General features: G+C 71.8%; 14 protein-coding genes. 13 read left to right on the top strand and 1 reads right to left on the bottom strand.

What is annotated here, in order from left to right; genetic code table 11:
- Nucleotides 1-1,076: 1,076 nt before the first annotated feature.
- On the bottom strand, nucleotides 1,077-1,868 hold the full coding sequence (locus Adu01nite_RS28430; RefSeq protein WP_203731050.1) for an IclR family transcriptional regulator: 792 nt from the start codon (nucleotides 1,866-1,868) through the stop codon (nucleotides 1,077-1,079).
- Between the two features lie 142 nt (nucleotides 1,869-2,010).
- Here Adu01nite_RS28430 and Adu01nite_RS28425 point away from each other — a divergent pair, with 142 nt between their 5' ends.
- From Adu01nite_RS28425 to Adu01nite_RS28365, 13 genes are all read left to right on the top strand, one after another.
- Nucleotides 2,011-2,760, top strand: a complete 750-nt coding sequence (locus Adu01nite_RS28425; protein ID WP_203731049.1) for an SDR family NAD(P)-dependent oxidoreductase — start codon at nucleotides 2,011-2,013, stop codon at nucleotides 2,758-2,760.
- Between the two features lie 11 nt (nucleotides 2,761-2,771).
- Nucleotides 2,772-3,566 carry an SDR family NAD(P)-dependent oxidoreductase gene (locus Adu01nite_RS28420; RefSeq protein ID WP_203731047.1) on the top strand — a complete coding sequence of 265 codons (795 nt, stop codon included), beginning with the start codon at nucleotides 2,772-2,774 and terminating at the stop codon, nucleotides 3,564-3,566.
- Nucleotides 3,566-4,558, top strand: coding sequence for a GlcG/HbpS family heme-binding protein (locus Adu01nite_RS28415; RefSeq protein WP_203731044.1), 993 nt, complete (start codon nucleotides 3,566-3,568; stop codon nucleotides 4,556-4,558). The genes Adu01nite_RS28420 and Adu01nite_RS28415 overlap by 1 nt, the downstream gene beginning before the upstream one ends.
- On the top strand, nucleotides 4,555-5,475 hold the full coding sequence (locus Adu01nite_RS28410; protein WP_203731042.1) for a ketopantoate reductase family protein: 921 nt from the start codon (nucleotides 4,555-4,557) through the stop codon (nucleotides 5,473-5,475). The genes Adu01nite_RS28415 and Adu01nite_RS28410 overlap by 4 nt, the downstream gene beginning before the upstream one ends.
- A 173-nt stretch (nucleotides 5,476-5,648) precedes the next feature.
- Entirely contained in the window at nucleotides 5,649-6,647 is a 999-nt protein-coding gene (locus Adu01nite_RS28405) for a sugar ABC transporter substrate-binding protein (RefSeq protein ID WP_203731040.1), read from the top strand.
- An 11-nt stretch (nucleotides 6,648-6,658) separates the two neighbouring features.
- Entirely contained in the window at nucleotides 6,659-7,702 is a 1,044-nt protein-coding gene (locus Adu01nite_RS28400; RefSeq protein WP_203731038.1) for an ABC transporter permease, read from the top strand.
- Between the two features lie 4 nt (nucleotides 7,703-7,706).
- Nucleotides 7,707-8,498 (top strand): ATP-binding cassette domain-containing protein, encoded by a 792-nt coding sequence (locus Adu01nite_RS28395; protein ID WP_203731036.1) that lies wholly within the window; start codon nucleotides 7,707-7,709, stop codon nucleotides 8,496-8,498.
- Nucleotides 8,495-9,853, top strand: a complete 1,359-nt coding sequence (locus Adu01nite_RS28390) for an FAD-binding oxidoreductase (RefSeq protein WP_203731034.1) — start codon at nucleotides 8,495-8,497, stop codon at nucleotides 9,851-9,853. Before Adu01nite_RS28395 ends, Adu01nite_RS28390 begins: the two co-directional genes overlap by 4 nt.
- Nucleotides 9,846-10,265, top strand: a complete 420-nt coding sequence (locus Adu01nite_RS28385) for a VOC family protein (RefSeq protein ID WP_203731033.1) — start codon at nucleotides 9,846-9,848, stop codon at nucleotides 10,263-10,265. Before Adu01nite_RS28390 ends, Adu01nite_RS28385 begins: the two co-directional genes overlap by 8 nt.
- Entirely contained in the window at nucleotides 10,262-11,134 is an 873-nt protein-coding gene (locus Adu01nite_RS28380) for a flavodoxin family protein (protein WP_203731031.1), read from the top strand. Before Adu01nite_RS28385 ends, Adu01nite_RS28380 begins: the two co-directional genes overlap by 4 nt.
- Nucleotides 11,131-13,722 (top strand): family 78 glycoside hydrolase catalytic domain, encoded by a 2,592-nt coding sequence (locus tag Adu01nite_RS28375; protein ID WP_203731030.1) that lies wholly within the window; start codon nucleotides 11,131-11,133, stop codon nucleotides 13,720-13,722. Before Adu01nite_RS28380 ends, Adu01nite_RS28375 begins: the two co-directional genes overlap by 4 nt.
- A gap of 72 nt (nucleotides 13,723-13,794) precedes the next feature.
- Nucleotides 13,795-14,781, top strand: coding sequence for an alpha/beta fold hydrolase (locus Adu01nite_RS28370; protein ID WP_203731028.1), 987 nt, complete (start codon nucleotides 13,795-13,797; stop codon nucleotides 14,779-14,781).
- Nucleotides 14,782-14,837: 56 nt separating this feature from the next.
- Complete coding sequence (locus Adu01nite_RS28365; protein WP_203731026.1) at nucleotides 14,838-17,420, top strand: toll/interleukin-1 receptor domain-containing protein; 2,583 nt, start codon at nucleotides 14,838-14,840, stop codon at nucleotides 17,418-17,420.
- Nucleotides 17,421-17,562 lie beyond the last annotated feature (142 nt).

Genomic DNA, 17,562 nt, shown 5'->3' with positions numbered 1-17,562 from the left:
CTCCCGCCGGTGCGGCGAGGTGGGTCTGCATGACGACTTCGGGGCGGTCCCGCCGCTGATCTGGCCGGACGAGGCGACCTGCCGGCAACGGCCGTCGCGGTCAGCACCGGAGGGCGACCGTCCGGGCGGCGGTGACCTTGCGCCAGGCGGCAAGCAGCCGCCCAACCGGCCGGATGCCGCGCGCCGGGCAGAGCCCGCAACGTGCGCCGAACCAGCGCACCGGGCCGGATCCGCTAACCAGACCGAGCTGGCCCGCCCCACCCGGCCCACACACCAGGCCGAAGCCCCGACTCAGGCCGAGCCGGCACATCCCACCCAGCCCAACGCTCCCGCTCAGGCCGAGCCGGCACGCCACGCCGAGCCCGCGCGCCACGCCGAGCCCGCGCGCCACGCCGAGCCCGCGCGCCACGCCAAGCCCGCGCGCCACGCCAAGCCCGCGCGCCACGCAGAAGTCACTGGGCAAGATCCGCGGCAACAGTCTCGCCGCGGCGGGCGCCGGGCCGTCCGATGCATTCAGAACACCGCGCCGGGGCAGAAAAGGCCACTGCGGAAAGGGCCGACACTATTCGCCGCTGAATTGATCGGTGCCGGCCTCGAAAAATGGGCGGCACCCGCCCGGGACGAGGAAAGACGAGACAGATCGCCTCCGGGTGACGTCACACCCCGCCTGGCCGGCAAATATTGCCGGCCTACGGTGCGGTGAGAATACCGCCGGTCAAGGACAAATGGCGGTCGACGCCGATCTCCTGCGGGAAGCATTCGTCGTGGCTTACCACCACGGAATACACCCCGGTAGGCGGCCAGGGCGCTCTCCAGCTGGCCGACGCCGGCCAGGTCGCGGTTGTTTGTGGGCTCGTCGAGCAGCAGCACGTCCGGTTGGCCGAGCAGCTGCGCGGCGCGGCGAGGCTGAGGGAGAGCGAGGCTGAGAGAGCGAGGCTGAGAGAGAGCGAGGCTGAGCGTGCCGTGCCAGCGGAGAACTCGCCCGCCCCGAGCGCGCCGAACACGCAGATCGGCACGGCGGCCGAGGGTGACGTCGGCCAGACCAGGGTGAGCACTTTCGGCCTGCGAAGACCGCTTTATTTGTCGCTGGAGATCAACTGTGAGATGGCCGAGCACGCGGAGAGTACGACCGGGCGCAGCTCGCGCACGATCCGCTGGGCCGACCAGTCGCGAGCCTGCACCGCCAGGTTCACCCCGGCCACGACCCGGCCGTCGGGGCCGGTGATCGGGCCGGCCACCGAGCGCAGGCCGTACGCCAGCTCCTCGTCCTGCACCGCCCAGCCCTGCTCGCGGATCCGCCCCAGTTCCTCCTCGAGTTCGTCCAGCGAGACCTTGGCGTTCGGGCCGTGCTGGTCGGGGAACGATGAAGACGTCACGACGTCCCGCAGCGAGGAAGGCGGCAGCGCGGCGAGCAGCAGCTTGCCGATCGACGTGTGCACGGCCGGCAGCGTCGAGCCGACCTGAATGTTGGCGGTGACCAGGTCGGAGTTGCGCAGCCGGATCAGGTAGAGCACCCGGTCGCCGGTGAGCACGGCCAGGTTGACCGTCTCGCCGGTCTCGCTCGCCAGCCGCTGGAGCCGCGGGGTGGCCAGCTCGACCAGGTCGAGGCTGCGCAGCGCGGCGGTGCCGAGGGTCAGCACCCGGACGCCGGGGCGGTAGTCGCCGTTGGGCAGGTGGTCGAGGTACCCCTCGGCGGTGAGCGTCTGCACCACCCGGTAGGCGGTCGGCATCGGCAGCCCGGCCGCCTCGGCCATGTCGGTGACCCGCCAGGTCGGGCGCTGCTCGGTGAAGAGGTTGAGCAGCCGCAGCCCCTTGGCCAGTGCTTCCACCCGGTACTCGGGCTTTGCGTCCGCCGCCGGTCGCGTCATCGAACCCCCCTTGTCTGCTGTGCACGGTGAGCCTACGACCCCGGATTTCACGGCTATTTACAGCCCCGTAACCAACGTCTACGGTATCGGATAGTCGCTTTCATAATGCGAGAACCGCGGTAGAGATACAGGGGTGACACCTATGGGTGACTGGCTTGCGCTGAGCGGAAAACCGGCCCTCGTGATCGGTGCCGGCGGACTGGGAGGTGCCAGCGCGGTCAGCCTCGCGGCCCAGGGCGCCCGGGTGGCCGTCGCGGACTTCAGCGAGCAGAACCTGGAGGCCGTGTCCCGGCAGACCGGCGGCCTGGTCGAGACCATCAAGTGCGACCTGCGCGACCCGCAGCGCTGCCGGGACGTGGTCGAGGAGGCCGCGGCCCGGGTCGGCGTGCCGCAGGTGTTCCTGCACGCGGTCGGGCGCAACGTCCGACGCCCGGTGCTCGACCTGACCGACGCCGACTGGCAGGAGCTGCTCGAGCTCAACCTCTCCACCGCGTACTGGCTGGGCCAGCACGTCGGGCGGCTGATGGTGGGCGCGGGCTACGGCCGGATGGTGTTCGTGTCGAGCGTGTCGGGGCTGCTCGCGCACGCCAACCACGCGCCCTACGCGGCCACCAAGGGCGGGCTCAACCAGCTCGTCCGGGTGATGGCCCGGGAGTGGGCGGGCAGCGGCGTCACGGTCAACGCGGTGGCACCCGGCTACATCGAAACCGACCTGACCAAGGACCACCTCGACAAGGATGGCAATCGAGAAGGCCTGGAGCGGCTCGTGCCGGCCGGCCGCCTCGGCGTGCCGGCCGAGGTCGCCGACGCGGTCACCTTCCTCGCCTCCGACCGGGCGGGCTTCATCACCGGCCAGGTCCTCTACGTAGACGGCGGCCGAGTTCTAGTCTGAAAGGCTTACCAATGGGACTTAACCCCACACCGATCCCCCGCCGCTTCGAAGGCCGTTCCGTCCTGGTCACCGGGGCCGGCACCGGCTTCGGCGCCGAGATCGCCGTCCGCGCCGCCCAGGAGGGCGCCCGCGTCGTCGGCGTGCACTACCGCTCGTCCAAGGGTGGCGCCGAGCAGACCGCCGAGCGGGTCCGCGAGGCCGGCTCCGAGCCGGTGCTGCTGCAGGCCGACATCGCCGAGTGGGCGCAGGTCAAGCAGCTCGCCGACGAGTCGTTCAAGCAGCTCGGCGGCGTCGACGTGCTGATCAACAACGTCGGCGACGTGGCCCGCGAGCAGATGTCGTGGCGGGACATCACCGAGGAGTCGGTCGACCACGTGCTGGCCGTCGACATCAAGGGCACGATGGCCTGCGTGCACGAGTTCGGCGCCCGGATGCTCGACCAGGGGCACGGCTCGATCGTCAACATCGGCTCGACCGTGATCGTCCGCGGCAGCGCCCGCGCCCCGCAGTACGCGGCGGCCAAGTACGGCCTGCTCGGCCTGACCAAGTCGTACGCGCAGGCGTTCGCCCCGACCGTGCGGGTCAACATCTTCGCCCCCGGCTTCATCGAGACCGAGGCGACCCTGGGCCGCCAGGACTGGCAGTCCGGCCGCGGCGACCAGCTGCGCAAGCTCACCCCGATGGGCCGCATCCCGGGCCCCGCCGAGCTGGCCGGCACCGCGCTGTTCCTGGCCACCGACGACGCGTTCCACATGACCGGCGGATACATGGTCGCCGACGGCGGATACAACATGGTCGGCGCCTGATGGGCGCGGTCCACCCCGCCGACGTGCCGTTGGTGGAGGCCCGCGCGCTGGTGCGGCGAGCGGTGGACAAGGCCGAGCAGCTGGGCCTGCGCGGTGCGATCGCGGTGGTCGGCGCGAGCGGCGCGCTGGTCACCGCGTCCCGCCTGGACCACGGCGGTCCGGGCGGCATGGCCCGGGCCCGCTCCAAGGCGTGGATCTCGGCGACCCAGCAGATCCCCAGCTCGGAGCACCTGCGGCGGATGACCTCGCTGCCCGCGCCGATCTCCACCGGCTTCGTGACGGCCTCCCCGGAGGCGCTCTTCCCGGGCGCCGGCGGCCTGCCGCTCCACGACGCCGACGGCACGGTGATCGGCGGCGTCGCGGCCTCCGGCGCCACGGTCAGCCCGTTCCTCCCCACCGGCGTCGCCCCCGAGGTGGTCAGCGCCGACGGAAAACCGGCAAACCCCGAAGACCTCCTTATTGCGTACGCCATGGGCACGCCCTACGTCGGCCAGCACGGCGACGACGCGACCCGGTGGAAGGACCGGTTCGGCGACCTGACCGTCGCGCCGGCCGACAGCCTCGGCATGAAACCGGCGCCCCCGGCGGCCGGGCAGCACCAGCTCGACTGGGCGATCGACCTGATCGACCGGGTGCTGGCCGAGGCCGCCCGGCAGGGCCTGCGGGTGAGCGTCGCGATCGTCGACCCTGGCGGCGACCCGATCCAGCAGGACCGGATGGACGCCGCCGTGGCCGGCGGGGTCGAGATCGCCCTGGCCACCGCGACCACCGCCGCCCGCTTCGGCATCCCGAGCGAGCTGTTGGCCGCCTGGTGCCCGGCCGATCAGCTGGCGGCGCTGCACCCGGCGCCGCTGCTGGCCGTCCCCGGCGGCATCCCGATCGAGGTGAACGGCCAGGTGGTGGCCGGTCTCGGCATCGGCGGCGCCGATCCGGCCCGTTGCGCCGAGCTGGCCCGCGACGCCCTGGCCCGCACCCCGGCGCCCCTGTCATGATCCGGGTTGCCGTGCTCGGCTGCGGAGCCATCGGCAGCCTCTACGCCGCCCACCTGACCCGCGCCCCGGGCGTCGAGGTCTGGGCCGTCGACCCCTGGCCGGAACACATGGCCGCGATCCGCGCGAACGGGTTGCGGGTCACCGGCCTGGCCGACTTCACCGCCGCGGTCGACGCCGTCACCGACGCCCGCGACCTGCCGCCGTGCGAGCTCGGCATCGTCGCCACCAAAGCCCTGCACACGGGTACGGCGGTGGCCGCGGCGGTGCACGCCCTGAAGGACGCCGGCGTGGTCAGCGTGCAGAACGGCGTCGGCAACGAGGAGATCATCGCCGAGCACGTCCCCCGGGTCATGCGCGGCACCATCGTCACCGCGGGCGCGGTCACCGCGCCCGGCGTGGTCCGCTACGACGCCCCGGGCGACTCGTGGATCGGCCCGTTCGAGCCGAGCCCGGCCCGCCCCGACGAGATCGAGCTGCTCGCGAAGCTGCTCAACACCGGTGGGCTCACCACCCACGCCGAGGCCGACGCGCGCGGCCCGCAGTGGACGAAAGTCGTGTTCAACGCGGCCACCAGCCCGCTCTCCGCGCTCACCGGCCTCACCGTCGGCCAGGTCTGCACCGATCCCGGCCTGCGCGCCGAGGTCGAGCGGCTGATCGATGAGGCGCTGGGTGTGTGCGGCAAGGCCGGTATCGCGCTGACCCGGGACCCCCGGGACGCCGTCGAGGAGGCGATCCGGGAGGCGTACGCCCATAAGCCCTCGATGCTGCAGGACGTGCTCGCCCGCCGGGCCACCGAGATCGCCGTTCTCAATGGCGGCATCGCCGCCGAAGGCCGTCGTGTCGGCGTGCCGACGCCGGCCCACGACGCCATGGTTGCCCTGGTTGGCGGCCTGGAAAGGTCCTGGCCGGGAGGCTAGGCGACACAAGTTGGAAATGGTCCGGTCAAGCCATGGACATCTGCCGCACCGGTCCCCTATGTTCTCAAGTAATTCAAGAAATTAGCTTTCACGATGTGAGAGTTGATGAATTTTCTTCCTCGCCTTCTCTCTCCGGTACGGCTCTCAGCCCGTCATTAGAGGAGTTCGATCTCATGACTGTTCTCCGCCGGCGCACCCTCCGCGCCTTGGCCGTCGCAATGGCAACCGCCCCTCTCCTTCTCGCCGCGGCGTGCAGCCACGCGAGCGACTCGACCTCCTCCTCGACGACCGACACCGGCAAGGCGGCCGCCACGCTGCCGAAGACGCTGGTCTTCTCGCCGCTCTCGCTCGCTCCCCCGGCGCTCAAGGGCCTCTCCGAGGGCGTGAAGGGGATGGCCTCCGCGCAGGGCTGGGAGGTCATCGTCCAGGACCCCAACTTCGACGCCACCAAGCAGATCCAGCAGCTCAACGAGGTGATCAGCTCGGGTCGCGCGGGCGCCGCCTGGATCCTCGCGGTCGCCCCCAAGTCGATGGGCGACCTGATCAAGACGGCCCAGTCCAAGGGGGTGCCGCTGCTGGTCAACGGCCAGCCCGCGGAGTACGGCTTCAGCGGCCCCCAGCCCGGCATCACGTTCGACTACATCGACTACACGGCCGGCGGCAAGGCCCTCGGCGAGCAGCTCGGCAAGTGCATGACCGAGAAGTCCGGCGGCACCGGCAAGGCCCTCTACGTGGCCAGCCAGGAGGGCACCGCCGGCAAGGCGGAGTTCGACAAGGCCGCGGCCGACGCCTTCAAGGCCGCCGCGCCGGGCGCCACCCTGGTGCAGACCATCGTCGCGGTCGACCGGGCCAAGGCGCAGACCGACATCGGTAACGCCCTGCAGGGCAACCCCGACCTCAGCGCGGTCTTCTCGGCCAACGACGAGGGCGCGCTCGGCGCACTCGGCGCGTTCAACGCGGCCGGCAAGAAGCTCAACTGCGTCACCGACTTCGGCGGCAACGACGAGGTGCTCAAGGACGTCAAGGACGGCAAGATCTACGCCTCGGTCGCGCTGCAGTTCAGCGACGACACGGCCCAGTCGTTCAACACCCTGGTCAAGATGCAGGCGGACCCGAAGGCGAACGGCGAGGTCCTGGTCGTTCCGCAGAAGACCTTCACAGCCGGTAGCTGAGTGAGGCAGGAATGACCGTGACCATCGCGACTCCGCGAACCGCGAGTGCCGAGAAGGACAAGGACCCGGCGCTCATCCGCTGGCTGATCTTCGTCCGGGACCGGGGCATCTTCGTCCTCTGGGCGGTGCTGCTGATCGCCTTCAGCATCTGGGCCAGCCCGTACTTCGCCAGCATCGACAACGGGATCCTGATCGCCAACGCCGCCGCCCTCACCGCGATCTTCGCGGCCGGCATCGCGGTCGGCATCATCTGCGGCGCCCTGGATCTCTCGATCCCGGGCACCGCGGCCCTGGCCAGTTGCGTCTGCGGCTGGCTGATCACCCACGGCACCCCGACCGGCCTGGCGATCCTCGCCGCCCTGGCCCTCGGCGGCGTCGTCGGGATGATCAACGGCCTGATCGCGCTGCGCGGCTTCAACCCGATCATCGTCACCATCGGCACCCTGTCGGTGATGAGCGGGGCGGCGGCGGGCATCGCCGGGGGTTACACGATCTCCGGCCTGGACTCGCTGGTCTTCATGGGCACCGACCGGTTCGCCGGGCTCCCGGCGCCTGTCTGGATCACGGCCGCGCTGTTCGCGGTGCTCACGGTCTTCCTCACCCGCACCCGGGACGGCATCCGGATGATGGCGGTCGGCGGCAACGCCGAGGCGGTCCGCCGCTCCGGCATCCACGCCGACCGCTACAAGGTGCTCGGCTTCGTCATCAGCGGGTTCTGCGCGGCGCTCGGCGGCATCGTGACCACGGCACTGGTCACCGAGGCCAACCCGGCCGCCAACGTCAGCATCATCTTCAACGCGCTGACCGCGGTCGCGCTCGCCGGCGTCTCGCTCGCCGGCGGGCGGGGCTCGCTGCCCCGGGTCCTGGTCGGCGCGCTCATCCTCGGCACCATCTCGAACGCGCTGACCATCAAGGGCGTCTCGCCGTACTGGGCGACCGCCACCACCGGCCTGCTGCTGCTCGGCTCCCTGGCCGTGGAGAAGTGGGTGTCCACCAGCGTGTCCCGCCGGCTCGTGCAGAACGCGAGCGCCTCCGTACACACCGGAACGAGGTGACCTCATGACGGACAACGCTCTCGAACTACACGGCGTCGACATGCACTACGGGTACGTCCGGGCGCTCGACGGCATCGACATCGCGGTCCGGCAAGGCGAAGTGCTCGGCCTGCTCGGCGACAACGGCGCCGGCAAGTCCACCCTGCTCAAGGTGATGTCCGGCGCGCACCAGCCGACCAACGGCGAGATCCGGGTGCACGGCGCGGAGAAGACGTTCGGCTCCCCCGCCGACGCCACCCACGCCGGCATCCAGATGGTCTACCAGGACCTCGCCCTGGTCGACGCGCAGGACATCGCCACCAACCTCAGCCTCGGCCGGGAGATCCTGCGCAAGGGCCTGCTCGGCTGGCTCGGCTTCGTCGACCACAAGGCGCAGCGCCGCCGGTCCACCGAGGAGATGGAGAAGCTCGGGGTCCGCACGGCCGCGATGACCCGGCCGGTGGAGATGCTCTCCGGCGGCCAGCGGCAGGTGGTGGCCCTGGCCCGCGGCGCCACCCGGGTCTTCAACGACGAGCGCAACGGCATCCTGCTGCTCGACGAGCCGACCGCGGCGCTCGGCTACGAGCAGACCCAGCAGGTGCAGGCACTCGTCCGGCGCCTCGCCGACCAGGGCGTGGCGTGCGTGCTGGTCACCCACAACCTGCCGCTGGCGATGGCGGTCTGCGACCGGATCACGGTGCTCAACCGGGGCCGCAAGGTCGCCGACATCCCGGCCGCCGAGACCGAGAACGACCACCTGGTCGGCTGGATCACCGGCGCCCGCCCGTCGATGTTCGCCTCGGAGGAAGCCGCATGAGGCTCTTCCAGCGCGGATTCGCGGGCTACGAGGAGGCGCGGGTCGGCCGCGTCTTCAACCAGCGCCGGCCCGACCGCTACCCGGCCGCCGTGCTGCTCGCCGAGTCCGCCGAGGACGTCGCCGAGGGCGTGCGGATGGCGAACCAGCGCGGCTGGACGGTCAGCGTGCGCTCCGGCGGCCACTCCTGGGCGGCCTGGAGCGTCCGCGACGACGCCCTGCTCATCGACCTCGAAGGGCTCGATGCGATCGCGTACGACGAGGAGTCCGGCATCGCCGTCGCCGGGCCGGCCGTCCGTGGTGGCCGCGAGCTCGCGCCGTTCCTGACCGAACGGGGCCGGGCGTTCCCCGGTGGCCACTGCCCGACCGTCGGCATCGGCGGCTTCCTGCTCCAGGGCGGGCAGGGCTGGAACAGCCGGTCGAAGGGCTGGGCCTGCGAGAGCGTGGTCGCCGTCGACGTGGTGACCGCCGACGGTTCCCGGCTGCACTGCGACGCCACCGAGAACAGCGACCTCTACTGGGCGGCCCGCGGCGCCGGCCCGGGCTTCCCGGCCATCGTCACCGCGTTCCACCTGCAGACGTACGAGGCGTACCCGCACCTGTTCCACGACACCTGGTCGTTCTCCCCCGACGACGGCGAACAGCTGCTGTCCTGGATGCATGACCTGCTGCCGAAGCTGGACCGCCGGGTCGAGCCGGTCATCGCCGCCACCCGGCTGCCGAACGTGCCGCTCGACGAGGGCGTCCCCCATCCGGGCACGGTCCTGCTGCTGCACACCACCGCGATGGTGTCCTCGCCGCAGGAGGCCGAGGACCTGTTCCGGATCTTCGACAGCTGCCCGCTCCCGGTCCTCGGGCACGTGCGCGGCGAGACCAGCCTCGCCGAGGAGAGCGCCGCCCAGGACGAACAGAGCCCGGAAGGCCACCGCTACGCGGTCGACTGCACCTGGACCGACGCGCCCGCCGACCGGCTCGCCGGGCCGCTGCTGCGGTTGTGGCGCGAGCTGGACACCGAGCACTCGTTCTCGATCTGGTACGGCTGGGCGCCGAACCGGCCGCTGCCGGACATGGCGTTCTCGGTCGAGGGCAACGTCTACATCGCGACCTACGTCATCTACACCGACCCGGCCGACGACGAGAAGTACCGGACCTGGGTGCACGAGCGGACCGCGGCGATCGCGGCCGAGGGCGGGGTCGGCGTCTACCTCGGTGACACCGACTTCACCGGCCGGCAGGACCGGTTCCTCTCCGACGCCAACTACGCGCGCCTGGAGGAGATCCGCGACCGGCGGGACCCGCAGCGGCGGTTCGCGTCGTACCTGGCGGCCGACCCCGGACGGCTCAACGTCCATGGCTGAACCGCGGCTCGACCACGTCGGACTGTCCGTGCACGACCTGGACGCGGCGGCCGAGTGGTACTGCGCCGCGTTCGGTTACCGGCGCGAGATGGTCCTGCGGGTCGAGCCGATCGACCTGGACATCGTCATGCTGCTGCACCCCGGGCACGGCGATCGTCTGGAGCTGTTGCACCGGCCCGGTTCGGTGGCCGGGCTCCGGCCGGCCAACCCGGCCGAGGCGGCACTGTCCGAGGCGTTCGGGCACATCGCGTTCGACGTGCCCGACCTCGACGCCGCCTTCGAACGGGCGGTCGGGCTGGGCGCGCGGGCCGTGATGCCGCCGCAGCCCTCCCCCGAGCCGGGGGTCCGGATGGCCTTCGTGGCCGACCCCGAGGGGAACCTCGTCGAACTGATGCAGAGGAGGCCATCGTGAGCCGGGTACTCGGCCTGTCCGCCGGCAACGCGGGCGGAAGCTCGGAGATCGTGCTGTGCACCGCCCTCGCCGCGGTGACCGGCGCCGACGTGGAATTCGTCCGGCTCGCCGACCTCGACCTGACCGACCAGGGCGACCTGGACTGGCTGTGGGAGAAGCTGGTCGAGTGCGACGGCCTGATCGTCAGCACCTCGATCATGTCGCGGACCATGGCCGCCTCGCTGAAGCTGCTGGTCGACCGGCTGCTCGGCCCGAACGCCGACGCCGCCATCATCGAGCAGCTGGTCGCGGTGCGCCGCTCGGGCAGCGAACCGGTGGTGCCGTTCCGGGTCGACGAGCGGGTGCTCAAGCCGCGGGTGGCCGGTTTCCTCGCGGTCGGCGGATCGCTCACCCCGCAGTGGAAGACGCTCGCCCTGCCGCTGCTGCACACGGTCACGTTCTCCATGCACATCGCCGTCGCCGACCAGGTCGTCTTCGGCGGCGCCGGCACCCCGCACTCGATCCTGCTCGACGACGCCGCCCTGGAACGCTCGGCGCAGCTCGGCCGCAACGTCGCCGGCCAGCTCGGCAAGGCGTTCGACGACGTCGACTACCTGGGCGAGCCGGGCCTCTGCCCGATGTGCCACCTCAGCGTGGTCGAGCTGGACGGCACCGCGGTCGCCTGCGCCACCTGCGGCAGCCGCGGCACGCTGCACGACGGCGGCGCGATCGAGTGGACCGACCTGACCACCTCGGTGATCAGCATGGCCGAGAAGCGGGCGCACGCGGTGGAGATCCAGGAGACCGCCACCCGGCACCGCTCGCTCGCCGCCGAGTTGGAGGCGGCCAGGGCGAAGGTCACGCTGCTGACGCCGGTGTCGCCGCGATGACCGCGCACCGCCTGCGGGTCGAGCACCTGGCCGAGGCGCTCGGCATCCACACCGCCCGGCCGCGCCTGTCGTGGCAGCTCGCGGCCGGGCGGCAGCTCGGATACCGGCTGCGCGCCGACAACGGCTGGGACACCGGCCGGGTCGAGGGCGGCCGCAGCATCCTCGTCCCCTACGACGGGCCGGCCCTCGCGGCCGAGCAGCGGGTCACCTGGCAGGTCAAGGTCTGGACCGAGCAGGGCGAACACGACTGGTCGGCGCCCGCCTGGTTCGAGATGGGCCTGCTGTCGGCGGACGACTGGACGGCCGGGTGGATCGCGCCGGCCGGCGCCGAGGGGCGGCCCGGGCATCTGTTGCGGTCCGGCTTTGAAACGAATCAAGCGGTGGTCCGGGCCCGGTTGCACATCACCGCGCACGGTCTCTACGAGGCGTTCCTCAACGGCGTCCGGGTCGGGGACCTCGAACTGACGCCCGGGTTCACCCAGTACCGCAGCCGCGTCCAGGTGCAGACCTACGACGTCACCGACATGATCGTCAGCGGACAGAACGCGATCGGGGCGATCCTCGCCGACGGCTGGTTCCGGGGCCAGACCGGCGCCCTGCACGCCACCGACCAGTGGGGCACCGAGACCGCCCTGCTCGCCCAGCTGCGGCTGTGGTTCGCCGACGGCACCGCGCGGACCGTCGGCACCGGGCCCGGCTGGCGCTCGTCGACCGGCCACGTCACCGGCGCCGATCTGATCGCCGGCGAGACCTGGGACCTGCGGCTTCTACCGCAAGGCTGGACCACATCGGGCTTCGACGACAGCGGCTGGGCGCCGGTGGCCGAGGTGGACGCGGGATATGCGGCGCTCACCGACTCGCCGGCCCCGCCGGTGCGCCGGGTCGAGGAGATCACGCCGATCGCGGTCACCGAGCTGGGGCCGGACCGCTACGTCGCCGACCTCGGTCAGAACATCAACGGGTGGATCAGACTCGGTCGGCTCGGTGCCCACGGCGTACCCGTAACTCTCACCCACGCCGAGTCGCTCGGAGCCGGCGGCGACGTGACCACCGATCATCTCCGCCCGGATTTTCCGTTTCTGCCGGCGCCGCTGCCGGCCGGCATGGTCGACGTCGTCGTGCCGGCCGGCGCCGCCGGCGAGACGTTCGAGCCGCGCCGCACCACGCACGGTTTCCGCTACGTGCGGATCGAGGGGCAGAAGATCGACCCCGCGGACGTACGCGGCGTGGTCGTGCACACCGACATGCGCCGCACCGGCTGGTTCGCGTGCAGCGACGACCGGATCAACCGGCTGCACGAGGCCGCGGTGTGGAGCCTGCGCGACAACGCCTGCGACATCCCGACCGACTGCCCGCAACGGGAACGGGCCGGCTGGACCGGCGACTGGCAGGTGTTCGTGCCGACCGCAGCGTTCCTCTACGACGTGGCCGGCTTCAGCACGAAGTGGCTGCGCGACGTGGCCGCCGACCAGTGGCCGGACGGCACGATCGCGAACATGAGCCCGTGCCCGCCGGCCGAGGGCGAAGGCTCCAAGATGGCCATGCTGAACGGGTCGGCCGGCTGGGGCGACGCCGCGATCATCGTGCCGTGGCACCTCTACCAGGCGTACGGCGACGAGCGGATCCTCGCCGAGATGTGGCCGGTGATGGAGTCGTGGATCGGGCGGGCCGCGACGATGGCCCGGACCAGGCGGCATCCCGACCGGGTCGCGCGGCGACCGGTGGCCGCGCCGCACGAGGCGTACCTCTGGGACTCGGGTTTTCACTGGGGTGAGTGGCTCGCGCCCGGCGAGGAGCCCGGGGATTTCCCGTCCTTCGTGGCCGCCGACAAGAGCGACGTGGCGACCGCCTACCTGGCGTATTCGGCCGGCCTGATGGCCCGGATCGCGGCGGTCATCGGTGTCGATCCCGTTGGGTACAACACCCTGTCCGCGGCCGCGCGGGACGCCTGGCAGCGCGAATTCGTCGGCCCCGACGGCCGGCTGACGCCGGACACCCAGGCCAACCACGTGCGGGCGCTCGCCTTCGATCTGGTGCCGGCCGCGCTGCGCGAGCAGACCGGCGAACGGCTCGCCGCCCTGGTCAAGGAAGCGGACAACCACCTGACCACCGGTTTCCTGGCCACGCCGGGCCTGCTGCCCGCGCTCGCCGACGCCGGTCACCTCGACGCCGCCTACGCGCTTCTCGGGCAGGACACCCGGCCGTCCTGGCTCGCGATGATCGACCGGGGCGCGACGACGATGTGGGAGCGCTGGGACGGCATCGACGACGACGGCGTGCCGCACGAGTCGCTCAACCACTACGCGAAGGGCGCGGTCGTCTCGTTCCTGCACCGCTACGTCGCGGGACTGTCGGCCACCGGCCCCGCCTACCGGACGTTCCGCGTGCAGCCTCGCCCCGGCGGCGGTCTGACCTGGGCGCACGCCACCCACGACGGCCCGTACGGCCGGATCGAGGTCCGCTGGTCGCAGAACGCCGGCTTCGATCTGTCGGTGTCGGTGCCGCCCGGAACGACCTGCGAGGCGGTCCTCCCCGACGGGACCGTGCACCACCTCGCGCCCGGAGAGCATCACGTAACAGCATCTTGACAGTTCACATTCGACACACGCTAATGGAAACACTGTTTCGGAGAGTGTTACGGCTGACCCCTTGGAGGTCCCGTGTCCCTGTCCCTCCGGCGTTTCCTGGCCGCCGCCACCCTGTCTGTTGCCACCCTCTCTGTTGCCACCCTCGTCACCACCCCGGCCGCGGCCCAAGCCGCCGCGACCGAGGTCGACGGCGACATCAGTGTCCCCTGCTGGATCTACAGCTACACCCAGGACGCCGACTGGTATTTCCCCGCCACCACCACCCCGAAGGCCCTGGTCTACCTGCAGCACGGCTTCTCCCGCTCCGGCGCCAACCTGGCCGACCTGGCCCGTAGATATCAGGCGGCCGGCTTCCTGGTCTTCGCCCCGACCCTGCCGTCGATCGACCTCTACGGCTGCACGGTCAACAACACCGGCAACAACACGGTCTTCCTCACCAGCGTGGCCGCCTGGATCGGCCAGTCGTCGTCGCCGACCGGCGCGCTGGCCAAGAGTTACGCGGCGGCCGCCAAGACCGCCGGCCGCACCGGCTCCACCCTGCCCACGAAATTGGTCCTGGCCGGTCACTCGGCCGGCGGCGAGGCCGTCACCTACATCGCGAACGTCCTGCGCACCACGTATCCGGCGGCGTTCGCCAACCTCGAATATCTGCAACTCCTCGATCCGGTGAAATCCCCGGCCGGCACCAACATGGCGATCGGCCTGACCGGCCTGAAAACCACCGCACTGCCGATCCGCACCATCTCCTCACCGCCCTACCTGGCCAACAGCAATGCGAGCGGCACGGTCGAGCTGACCAGCACGATCAACAGCAACTTCCTTGGGGTACGCCTGACAAGCGGTTCCCATTGCGACGCCGAGGGCAGCAGCACGAACGTGCTGTGCACCCTGACCGCGGGCACGTCCCAGGCGGCGAACGTGACGGCCCTGCAGACCCTGGCCGTCAACTGGACCCTCGACGAGGTCGACCACACGACCACCGCGACCTGTTACCCCGGCGGCACCTACTACCAGGGCCTGCTCACCGCCGGCACGATCGAGACGCTCAGCGGCAACTGACGTCCCGCGACCGGTCGTCCTTCGTGCTCGGTGGGACGGCCGGTCTACCCTGCCGTATGGGCTTCCATGCGCCGTCGGCGGACGACGTCTACCGGTACGCCTTCCGCCTGGACCGGCCCGACCGCGGCCTGGTCGACCGGTTCGGCTGGAGCATCCTGGTCGTCAACGACAACTCCGCCGTCTGCCGCGAGTTCCTCGCCCGATACTGCGCCGACCTGTGCGTCCGCACCGCCGACCGGGTCCGCTTCGTCTTCTTCTCCGACCTGCCCGAGGGTCGGTTCGAGCGGATGGCCTTCGACGCGGCACGCGCAGGACCGAGGGCCACGTTGCTCGGGTCGGTGCTGGAGAAGGTCATCGCCACCGACTTCGAGCGCGACCCCTGGCGCGTCCTTCGCCCTGCGGCACTTCACCCGCTGATCGACATCTCGGCCATCAGGCAGCACGTCGATCGGCAGTGCGACCAGAACACCGCGATGCCCGGGGCCGGGGAAGCGCTCCGGTTCGCGCAGCGGCTCGGCATCGGCCGGCATGTGCCCTGCGTCCTCGTGTTCACCGACGTCGGCTCGCTCTCCATGCGCGTGCTGCCGTTCGCCGGGCGCACCGCCGACCAGGTCTACGACCATCTCCGGGGCTGGATCGACGATTTCTACGCGGAGAACCGCGCCGCCCTGGCCCGCTGGTGGTCGGTCGAGGAGGACATCGAACGGCTGGTGGGGCGGTCGGAGCAAGCCCTGCACACCGTCCGCACCTGGAACAACGGCCGCCTGGAGGCCTGGCGCAACCTGCGGCGGATCCTCGCCGCCCGGACGACCCTGGACACCGACCCGGAAGCCGGCCTCCGCGAGCTGTCGATCATCGCCGCCGACTACCACGTGCCGTGGCAGGTGCGCTCCCGCCTGCAGGACATCTCGGCCGCGCGGGCTCGGCGCGCGGCGCGGGCCGCCCTGGCGGAGCAGCTCGACGACCTCGGCCGGCAAACCCAGCCGGAGAAGATCCGCTCCGCCCTGCGCGTCCTCGACCAGGCCCGGTCGGTGGACCTCTCCCCGCAGTTCCGGGCGCTGGTCCGCGAGGCCCTGGCGGAGCTGACCGAACAGCCACGGCTCATCCCGCCGCGCACTCAGCTCTTCCAGTGGTGGCGGACCACGGCGCAGTCGGTGCTGTCCAAGGCCGCGTACCGCCGGCAGCGTCTCACCTGGCCATGGGACGAGTCCACCACCGTCCTCGCCGAGTCACGCCACCGCGATCGGCTCCGGCTCGAGTTCGCGACCTTCCAGGAGGCGATCGGGCGCGGCCGGCTGGGCGACGACGACGCGGCGACCGCCGTCTTCGCCGCGCTGGCCGCGCTGTACGAGACGCCGGCCGATTCGCCGGCGTGGACCGCGGCCACCGCCGCGCACCGGGAGAGCCTGACCACCGGCCTCCGCCGCCTGGCCGCGACCGCGCCGCGTTGGCTGTTCGGCCTGGAGATCCGCGACTTCCTCCCGCTCGGCGGCGCGAGCGACCCGGACACGTTCAAGGCCTTCGTCGCGAGCTCACCCCGGCTGTCGGCCGCGCTGCCGCCGGACCGCGTCGACCCGGCGCCGTCGGCGGAAGCCCACCTGCACCACCGCGACCGGGTCCGCGACGCCCTGCGGACCGAGGTGGGGCGCCTGCCGGTGGCCACCGGCGAGGACGACGGCCTCCGGCCCCTCCTCGCATCGCTGCACGCCGACCTGACCGCCGCCGCCCGGTCCCGGGCGTTCCCCGGCGACGACACCGTGACCGTGGAGCAGGCCGACCTGGCCACCGTCCCCCGGCTGGCCGAGGCCCTGGAGGAGTACGACCGGGCGATCGCCGGGCTCCGCTTCCCGCACGAACGCGATCCGGTGCTGGTCCCCGTCGAGACCGCACTGAGCCCGGCCGAGGCCGCCCACCTCAGGCCGCCGGCCCCACCCGCGCACGCCGGCGATCAGCTGGCCAAGGTCGTCGCCACCGCCCGCGAGGCGCACGAGCTCCTGCCGCGGGCCCGCCGGGACGCGCAGCGGTGGCGCCTGGCCGGAAAGCTCACCGACGAGCTGAGTGCGGCGATGGACCCGGCCGAGCTGGCCGCCGTGCTGCCCACCGACCCCTCGTCGATCTCCGCCGACGAGCTGGCGTCGCTGCGCCGGCATCTCCCGCCGGCCGCGGACCCGTTGCTGGCCGCCCTGACCGCCACGACGCCGTCCGCGAGCACCGAGCCGGCCGAGTCGTTCGACGTGTTCCTGGCCCACCACAGCGACGACAAGCCCGCCGTCCACGAGTTGCACCGGCAGCTGCTCAGCCGTGGCCTCAACCCGTGGATCGACGTCGAGCGGATCCGGCCCGGCCAGTGGTTCCAGGACGCCATCCAGTCCGGCATCCTCCAATCGAAGACGGCCACCATCTGCATCGGGCCCTCCGGCCTCGGCCGGTGGCAGGCCGCCGAGATCAACGCGTTCCTGCACCGGTGCATCGAGAACGGCGTGCCGGTCATCCCGGTGCTGCTGCCCGGCGCCGAGAAGATCCCCGCCGAGCTCGTCTTCCTGCAGGGCCTGCACCACGTCCGCTTCACCACGGACATCCACGAGAAGACCCCACTGGACAACCTGATCTGGGGAATCACCGGCCGCCGCACCGATTAGCAGATCCCAGCCGGACCCCGACTGCAGCCACATCAACTCCCCGGCGACATGCACGCCCGGCGGCCGCCGCGCCTCGGCCGCGGAAGGCAGAGCTCCGCGCTGCCGGAAGTGAAAGGCAGGGCGCCGCGCTTCGGCCACGGAG

Source organism: Paractinoplanes durhamensis (genome assembly GCF_016862175.1).
GTDB classification, from domain to species: domain Bacteria; phylum Actinomycetota; class Actinomycetes; order Mycobacteriales; family Micromonosporaceae; genus Actinoplanes; species Actinoplanes durhamensis.
This window is presented reverse-complemented; position numbering and strand designations above follow the sequence as displayed.